The organism is Desulfurella sp., assembly GCF_049977265.1.
Lineage (GTDB): Bacteria > Campylobacterota_A > Desulfurellia > Desulfurellales > Desulfurellaceae > Desulfurella.
Genome location: NZ_JBMFGQ010000040.1, coordinates 5166 through 12926, shown reverse-complemented (window position 1 = coordinate 12926; position 7761 = coordinate 5166). Strand labels below are relative to the sequence as shown.

Here is a 7761-nt window from a genome sequence, read left to right as displayed (position 1 = left end):
CTCAAACTATTTTAAATAAAAACGATGCTGTTTTAATGCAAAATAAGGCTTCTGATGCTTGGGGTTACTATCAAGCTAAGGTAATAAGGGAAAATATGTATTCAATTGCTTATGACCTTATAAAAAAGGAAAAGTTTAAATTGCAAGCCCAGCGTTACAATCAAGAAAAGAAACAAATAAAACAAGATGCACAAAAGCTTGAGGAAAAAGTTAAAGAATTTCAGGAAAAAAGTAACCATAACTTTGAAAAACACCATAAGTTTTTAATTGCACAAATCATAATACAGCTTAGTATAGCCGTTGCATCTATTTCAGCTATTACAAGGCGAAAAATTTTTTGGTATGTGTCTCTTTTATCATTTACAGTAGGTTTATTAATGTTTTTGGTTGAGGTTTTGTGAAAAAATACTATACAGTAGCCTTTACATTGCTTATTTTTGGTGTGATATCAATATTTACATTTGATAGATATATTTGTGTGTTTTTATGCAATAAAAAAATATTTTTACCTTTTTTTGACAAAATCAGCGAAATTGGGTCTTTTGAGTGGGTTTTTTTAATCGTTTCTTTGGTCGTTTTTTTATCTTTTTGGATTAAGCCTTTAAGACAATTTGTATTCATAATGTGTGTATCAATAATTCTTGCAGATACTTTGGTTATAGTACTAAAATATATGCTTGGACAGGCAAGGCCAATTATGTATATAAAAGATAACATTTATGGTTTTTATCCTTTTACATTTAGGCATGATTTCGACAGTATGCCTTCTGGTCATACTGCTTTAAATGCAACTTTAGCATTTAGCATTTTTGCAAAAAACAAAAAAATTGGAATTTTACTTATTTTGTGGGCAATACTTGTTGGTCTATCAAGAATGTTTTTATGTAAGCATTATTTGAGCAATGTGCTCATAAGTTATGCCATATCAATATTTGTAGTTTTAATTTCGTATTCTTTAGAAAAAAAACTTCAAAAATAAATTATTTATTGACAAACAATTACCACTGTGATAAATAATATTACAGAATTATAATTTGTAATATTAGAAGGGGGAAAATGAAGCGAGTATGGTTAGTGTGTCTTTTTTTAACAATCCTTTCAAACTACGCTTTTGCCGATGATGCAAAAAAATTAGAAGCTGTAAATGTAAGCGCAACACCAATTATTGAACCCACCAGACAAACGGAACAAACTGTTTTTTCCGGTTTAGAGGTAACAAAACAGGGTATGGATTTAGGTGGGACACAAGCACAAACAAGCGTTTATAATGCGATTAATATATTGCCTGATGTTAGCGTTGAAAATGCAGATTCAAGTGGACTTTATGCAGAAGGCACAAATGTTAGAATTAGAGGTGTGCGTGGTTATTTGGGTGCAATGACAGTAGAAGGCATACCAAATTATGGCGGAAACCCTATGGGACCCAGAGATTATATTTACAATATGCAAAATTTTAAGGCAATAAAGGTTTACGAATCTGCAATGCCAGCAAGCTTAGGCGTAGGCGTTGGAAATAGAGGTGGAGCAATTGAGCTTGTACCATTATGGCCACTTAAAACAACACAGTTTAAAATGCAGCAAACTTATGGTACTTATGAATTGTACGAAAATTTTTTCAGGTTTGATTCTGGAAATATCGATAAAACCAATACAAGATTTAGTGTGTCATACTCATACGGCATTGCAAATAAATGGAGAGGCCCTGGTGAGATCGGCCCAAGGAACAATGTAAATTTTATGCTTGATCAACCAGTTGGCGATGTGTTTGATGTTAAAGTTTTTTTTAATTACAATTTTGTAAAACAAAACCTTTATAGAGCTTTGACCTATGCTCAAATTGACGATACGAACCTTGATTATAATAGTTCAAAAACATCTGTTGCTTCAAAAGATATAAACTATTTTGGGTATAATCATGGTGATTTTCAAAATACTGATTTTTTTAGCATTTTAACAATAAAACCAACCAATATTTTTGATGTAGTACTAAAACCGTACTATTCTAAGGAAAATACACATATCTGGCAAGGTATTTCTCCACAAAATATTGTTCAAAAAAGAACAAGGGATATAGATAGAAAAGGTATTATCGCGCAGGTTGATCTAAATGTTAATCATTTTAAAGTTTCAAGTGGTATGCAGTATGAAGTTTCCAATATGGATATATATTCACAAAATTATGCAATTTTAGGTGATAATTTATCTTATAGAGGCTATGGTGTATTTGCAACAACTGGTGATTCATATATAAAATCACCATTTTTACAGGTTGCTTTTGAAGACCAAAAATTTAAAGCCCAGGCAGGCATAAAGTATTTTAGATTTAACGATTCTGCTTCACAAGGCTATGTAACAAGCAAAACTGCCCCATATAGTTTGGTTAGAGCGCCAGACTTAGACAGAAAGGAAAGACTTTACGATATATGGTTGCCAAACGTAGGCCTATCTTATAAATTTAGTGATGAATTTGAACTTTATACAAACTATGGCAGAAACTTTATTAGACCATATGCATATATGCCGCTTATTAATTTATATAATACAAATAGGCAAGCATTTCAAAAAGCACATATAACGCTAAATGATCTTTTTGATGGGTACAATATTGAGCGTTCAGATAATATTGATTTAGGTGCACGCATTAGAGGTTCATGGTTTGATATTTTGCCAACATTTTTTTACTCAAAACAAAAAGATTTACTAACAACAGTTTATGACCCCCGTGTTAAGCTAAACTATCAACAAAATATCGGCAAAGCCACCGGTTATGGTTTTGATCTTGCATTTAATGCTTATGTTAATGATTACCTCACATTCTTTTTTAATCCTTCATTTACTAGATTAACCTACGATAATAATATTAGCTACCAAGGTAGCTTGATTGATTGCAAGGATAAGCAAATTGTTGATGTGCCAAAATGGCTTATAAAAAGCGGATTTATTGTAAATTATGATAAGTGGCAGTTTATACCTTCTGTTATTTATGTAGGATCAAGGTATGCAGACGCAAATCACACGCAAGAAGTGGCATCTTATGCTACACTTAACGCACAAATAAATTATACACTTAAAAATATCTACAAGATGCACGAGTTTAAATTATCACTCCAATTAAACAACATATTAAATAAAAAATATATTGCTGTTATAAACTCAATGGATGATGCGCTTGCTGGAAATACAAGTTTTTATCCAGGCGAGCCATTTAATGCGAGTTTAACTGCAAGCTTAACATTTTAGGGGGCTTTAATGAATTACAAAAAAGAATGGCTGGATTATGCAAAAAAATTTCACGGTCATATTTGCCCTTATGTGGCGCTTGGTGTCAAAGCATCTCTGTTGCTTTTATCAAAGTTGAATATAAAACGTGCTAGTACGGAAGATACAATCAATGAAAATTTACTTGCAATTGTTGAGTGTAATAACTGTTTTCTTGATGGCGTTCAGATAGCAACAGGATGCACAATAGGAAACAATAGCCTCATTTACTTAGATACTGGTAAAAATTCTCTATCAATAGTTAGAAGAAGCAATTTTGAAGGTTTAAGGTTGTATATGGACTCTGATAAAGTTAAAAGTTACTTTCCAAAAAGAGGCATAGAGCTTTTTGACAGAGTTGTTAAGCAAAGAAACGCCAACCAAGAGGAAATAAAGGAAATGTCTGCTTTATGGGAAGAAACAGGTTATAAAATGTTAGAGATTGATAATAGTATATTTGATATAAAGCCTATAAAAATAAAACCTATCGAAAGAGCACCAATTTTTGACAGTCTTAAGTGTGACAACTGTTCTGAGCTTGTCATGTCAACGAAAATCATAGAACAAAACGGTAAGCATTATTGTGCTACGTGTGCAAATATTTCAATGCCAGCTTTAATTGGAAGAGGTATACAAACAATACAATCTTTATTTTTGGAGGTTTAAATGAAAAAACGATTTTTTTTACTTGCTATAGTTTTTTTTATTATTATTGCAGTAAAAGCAAACGCAATGGAAGTAGTTGATTTACTTGATAGACATGTTTCTATTAATCATAAAGTATCACGTATAGTTGCTATTGGTCCTGGTACGTTGAGGCTTATATGCTATATGGATTTAGCTAATAATGTAGTCGGCATAGAAAATATAGAAAAAAAATCTACTGCACCATATATGATTGCAAACCAACAATTATTAAAATTGCCTGTTATAGGCCAGGGTGGTCCAAACTCAAGTATAAATATAGAGAAAATTTTAAGCGTAAAGCCCGATGTGATTTTTGTAACATATTTAGTTGACAAAAAGAGTGCTCAAATGTTGCAGGATAAAACGCATCTACCTGTTGTTGTTTTAAGTTATGGTCAGATTGCAACCTTTAATAATGATGACTTTAAAAAATCACTATTGTTAATAGGACAAATTTGTAACAAACAAGACAGAGCAAAACAGATCATATCTTTTTTGGATAAGCAATTTAACTATATTAAAGAAATTTCTTTAAATAAACCAAAAGTCAGTGCATATATTGGAGCACTGGGTATGAGGGGCGCACATGGTATAGAAAGTACCCAGAGCAATTTTTTGCCTTTTGAATTGCTTGGTGTGCATAACGTTATTCAAAATGTAAAATCTCAGGGTGCAATTATGGTTAGCAAAGAAGAAATTTTAAAATTAAATCCACAGTATATATTAATAGATCTGGGCGGGTTAGCATTAGTTGAAAAAGATTATAAAAAAAATCCGCAATTTTATAAAAGTTTAAGTGCTTTTAGAAATCACAATGTATATGTTGAGTGGCCATACAATTTTTATGCGACAAATATAGATAACGCTCTCATTGATACGTATTTTATAGCAAATGTTGTTTACAAGCAAAATTATAATATTAAACAAATAGCTGATGAAATATACAAATTTTTGCTTAATAAACCTTTGTACGATAAAATGCTTAAAGTTTACAAAAGGAATTTAGGCAAGTTAAATTTTTAATGATAGCAAAAACATACCTTAAGCAAAAAAGAATAAAATTGTTTTATCTTTTGGCTTTAGTAATTATTCTTTTTGTATTAATTATTGCTTCTGTAATGATTGGCTCTTATAATATTTCGGTTTATGAATGTCTAAAAGCGCTTGTTTTTAAGGCTAATTCAAATTCAGAGCTTGTGATTTGGCAAATGAGGCTGCCAGAAGCACTTACAGCTATCCTAGCTGGGGGCGGTCTTGCATTATGTGGCGCTGTTTTGCAAATTGTTCTTAAAAATCCATTAGCTTCACCGTTTACGCTTGGTATTTCAGCATCAAGTGCATTCGGTGCAGCTTTGGCAATTTTTTTTGGCTCTGCTTTTTTTAAGAATCCGTACGCTGTAAGTTTTAGTGCTTTTTTAAGTTCTTTAGTTGCAACATTGATAATAGTATTTATCTCAAAATTAAAAAATGCATCAAATGAAACGCTTATTTTATCTGGTGTTGCTATTGGATCGTTGTTTAGCGCGTTGCTTGCAATTTTGCAGTATTTTTCAAGTGATACGCAGATTAGCGCTATCATTTTTTGGATGTTTGGCGATTGCTCAAGAACAACCTACAGCGAAATCTTTTTGATATTTGGGTTGTTTGTTGTTGCTTTTTTATTTTTCTTGAGCAAATCGATAGACTACAAGCTATTGCAGTTTGGCGATGATCATGCAAGATCACTTGGGGTTAACGCAGAAAATTTGAGAATTATTAGTATGGTAGTTTCATCTTTGTTAAGCGCAAGTATAGTTGCATTCGTTGGTATAATAGGATTCGTTGGCTTAGTTGCACCGCATATAGCAAAAAGGCTTATTGGGAGTGATTATTTTTTGGCCTCAAGTGCAATTATAGGTGCAATTATTTTGATACTTGCAGATATTATTGCAAGAAATATTCTTGGCAATGTGGTATTGCCTGTTGGGATTATAACATCATTTATCGGTGCTCCTGTGTTTTTTTATCTTATAATTAGAGGCAAAAGGTGAGTTTAGAGGTAAAAAATCTAAGGTTTATGTATAAGCATAAGACAGTTTTGGACAATGTATCATTTTTTGCTAAAAAAGGTGAGCTTGTGGCGCTGCTTGGCGTAAATGGCGCAGGCAAAACAACATTGCTTAAATGCTTATGTGGGATTCTAAAACCATCTGGCGATATTTTATTTAATAAAAAAGCCATAAATAAAATGCCAAGCAAAGAGATTGCAAAAATCGTGTCTTACTTTGCCCAAAGCCCTAAAAACATTGACATAAATGTATTTGAAAGTGTTTTGCTATCAAGAAAACCTTATATAAAAAAATTTTTTAGTGCAAGAGACTATGCTATTGCTCAATCAATCATAAACACACTTAACTTAAATCACCTTGCATTAAAGAAATTTACGGCAATTAGTGGAGGGGAAGCCCAAAAGGTGCGCATAGCTCAGCTTTTGGCTCAAGAATCAAAAATTCTGCTTATAGATGAGCCTTTAAACAACCTTGATTTGAAAAACCAAATTGAAGTTATGCAATTATTAAAGACTTTAGTTTCCCAAAAAAAACTTATAGCCATAATGGCTTTGCACGATATAAATATGGCACTGAATTACGCTGATAGGCTGTTGTTTTTAAAAGATGCAAAGTTGCTTGATTTTTGTAGCTTAGATGAGCTCAATGCTAAGATTATAAGTGATGTTTATGGTATAGAGCTTGATATATTAAACCAAAATGGCAAAAAATTGTGCGTTCCAAACTATTAACTTATTTTTCCAAACTAGCTGCGCGTGTGAGTTTGGAAAACTTAACACCGTTTAATCCGCCTATTTTTATTGCAATTTCCTCAATTGATTCTGGTACGCCTTTTAAAATAATATTTTCAAGGCAATTGTGATGATCTATATGAATGTGCGTTGCACATACAATATTGATTGGCCAGTCATGCTGTATATCTATTAGTTTTTCTGCTAATTCTTTTTTATGATGATCGTAAATTATAGTCAATACGCCGTAGACTTCATAAGTTGTACTTGACCATTTTTCTTCTACAAGCTCTTTTCTTATTAAATCTCTAACAAACTCAGACCTTGAAGCGTAACCTTTTTTTATCATCTTTTCATCTAATTCTTTTAAAAGAGATTCAGGTAAAGATATGCTGAATCTAATTGTTTCATCCATAAGTATACTCCCAAAGTTTTTGTTTACAAAAACAGTCAAACTTATTCTACTTGACTAAAATATTTTGTCAATATTATGTATTTTTTATTGCATTTTTTTAATTTTTTACTTGCATTTATAAATTATCCAATATAAAATATAACTTAAAATTAAAGAAATTTGGAGTTGCAGTATGAAAAAAGTATTTGTTTTGGTAATAAGTATAGCTTTGTTAGTGTATATCAATGTATCGTTTGCGGCAGAATATACAATGGTTATTAGTAAAGTAATTAGCATTAATTTGAAGGATTCCTCAATCAAAGTGGATGTATACTCTAAAAGATGCACAGGCATTCATACTTTTTCAATACAAAATGATGAAGTTTTGAAAAAATTAAAAGAGCACTCAAACATTGCCTTGTATTTGGTAAAAGATTGTGAAGAAGCTATTGTAATTACAGGAGAGTAAAAGATGATAAAGAAGTTGTTTTTGGCAATAGCGTTTTTGGTTTTTTCTGCTAATGTGTCTTTTGCAGATTGTTCCTCGCCAAGTGCTGCTGCAATACCACCGTTTCTTGGTACGCAGACTGCTATAGCTCCAAATGTATTAATTGTTATGGATATAAGCGGCTCTATGAGCTGG

Annotated in this window: 10 protein-coding genes; 8 read left to right on the top strand and 2 right to left on the bottom strand. The window is 31.8% G+C overall.

Annotated elements, in window-relative coordinates; all coding sequences use genetic code 11:
• Positions 1-401 (top strand): DUF4337 domain-containing protein (locus ACP5FO_RS07370; protein ID WP_428157282.1); only part of this gene is annotated, 401 nt, incomplete at its 5' end.
• Between the two features lie 7 nt (positions 402-408).
• On the opposite strand, the gene ACP5FO_RS07365 is transcribed toward ACP5FO_RS07370, so the two are convergent.
• Positions 409-621 carry a hypothetical protein gene (locus tag ACP5FO_RS07365; protein WP_428157281.1) on the bottom strand — a complete coding sequence of 71 codons (213 nt, stop codon included), beginning with the start codon at positions 619-621 and terminating at the stop codon, positions 409-411.
• A 1-nt stretch (position 622) separates the two neighbouring features.
• On the opposite strand from ACP5FO_RS07365, the gene ACP5FO_RS07360 reads away from it, so the two are divergent.
• The 6 genes from ACP5FO_RS07360 (at position 623) to ACP5FO_RS07335 (ending at position 6724) form a co-directional block, all read left to right on the top strand.
• Positions 623-979, top strand: coding sequence for a phosphatase PAP2 family protein (locus ACP5FO_RS07360; protein WP_428157280.1), 357 nt, complete (start codon positions 623-625; stop codon positions 977-979).
• A gap of 77 nt (positions 980-1056) precedes the next feature.
• Positions 1057-3240 (top strand): TonB-dependent receptor, encoded by a 2184-nt coding sequence (locus ACP5FO_RS07355; RefSeq protein ID WP_428157279.1) that lies wholly within the window; start codon positions 1057-1059, stop codon positions 3238-3240.
• 9 nt (positions 3241-3249) lie between these two features.
• The gene (locus ACP5FO_RS07350) at positions 3250-3924 is read left to right on the top strand and encodes an FmdE family protein (protein WP_428110784.1); all 675 of its coding nucleotides are present in this window, start codon (positions 3250-3252) and stop codon (positions 3922-3924) included.
• The gene (locus ACP5FO_RS07345; protein WP_428157278.1) at positions 3925-4968 is read left to right on the top strand and encodes an iron ABC transporter substrate-binding protein; all 1044 of its coding nucleotides are present in this window, start codon (positions 3925-3927) and stop codon (positions 4966-4968) included.
• Positions 4968-5975: a FecCD family ABC transporter permease gene (locus ACP5FO_RS07340; protein WP_428157277.1), complete on the top strand. Its 1008-nt coding sequence runs from the start codon at positions 4968-4970 to the stop codon at positions 5973-5975. The genes ACP5FO_RS07345 and ACP5FO_RS07340 overlap by 1 nt, the downstream gene beginning before the upstream one ends.
• Complete coding sequence (locus ACP5FO_RS07335) at positions 5972-6724, top strand: ABC transporter ATP-binding protein (RefSeq protein WP_428110751.1); 753 nt, start codon at positions 5972-5974, stop codon at positions 6722-6724. Before ACP5FO_RS07340 ends, ACP5FO_RS07335 begins: the two co-directional genes overlap by 4 nt.
• A gap of 1 nt (position 6725) precedes the next feature.
• On the opposite strand, the gene nikR is transcribed toward ACP5FO_RS07335, so the two are convergent.
• A complete protein-coding gene (gene nikR, locus ACP5FO_RS07330; protein ID WP_291490206.1) occupies positions 6726-7139 on the bottom strand; it encodes a nickel-responsive transcriptional regulator NikR in 414 nt (137 codons plus the stop codon).
• A 172-nt stretch (positions 7140-7311) separates the two neighbouring features.
• On the opposite strand from nikR, the gene ACP5FO_RS07325 reads away from it, so the two are divergent.
• Complete coding sequence (locus tag ACP5FO_RS07325; RefSeq protein WP_428110752.1) at positions 7312-7587, top strand: hypothetical protein; 276 nt, start codon at positions 7312-7314, stop codon at positions 7585-7587.
• Positions 7588-7761: the final 174 nt, after the last annotated feature.

Bases quoted from the DNA above. Each gene is read 5' to 3' on its own strand.
- ACP5FO_RS07365 (WP_428157281.1), bottom strand. From the start codon at position 621: ATGAATACAAATTGTCTTAAAGGCTTAATCCAAAAAGATAAAAAAACG.
- ACP5FO_RS07360 (WP_428157280.1), top strand. From the start codon at position 623: ATGTGTGTATCAATAATTCTTGCAGATACTTTGGTTATAGTACTAAAA.
- ACP5FO_RS07355 (WP_428157279.1), top strand. From the start codon at position 1,057: ATGAAGCGAGTATGGTTAGTGTGTCTTTTTTTAACAATCCTTTCAAAC.
- ACP5FO_RS07350 (WP_428110784.1), top strand. From the start codon at position 3,250: ATGAATTACAAAAAAGAATGGCTGGATTATGCAAAAAAATTTCACGGT.
- ACP5FO_RS07345 (WP_428157278.1), top strand. From the start codon at position 3,925: ATGAAAAAACGATTTTTTTTACTTGCTATAGTTTTTTTTATTATTATT.
- ACP5FO_RS07340 (WP_428157277.1), top strand. From the start codon at position 4,968: ATGATAGCAAAAACATACCTTAAGCAAAAAAGAATAAAATTGTTTTAT.
- nikR (WP_291490206.1), bottom strand. From the start codon at position 7,139: ATGGATGAAACAATTAGATTCAGCATATCTTTACCTGAATCTCTTTTA.
- ACP5FO_RS07325 (WP_428110752.1), top strand. From the start codon at position 7,312: ATGAAAAAAGTATTTGTTTTGGTAATAAGTATAGCTTTGTTAGTGTAT.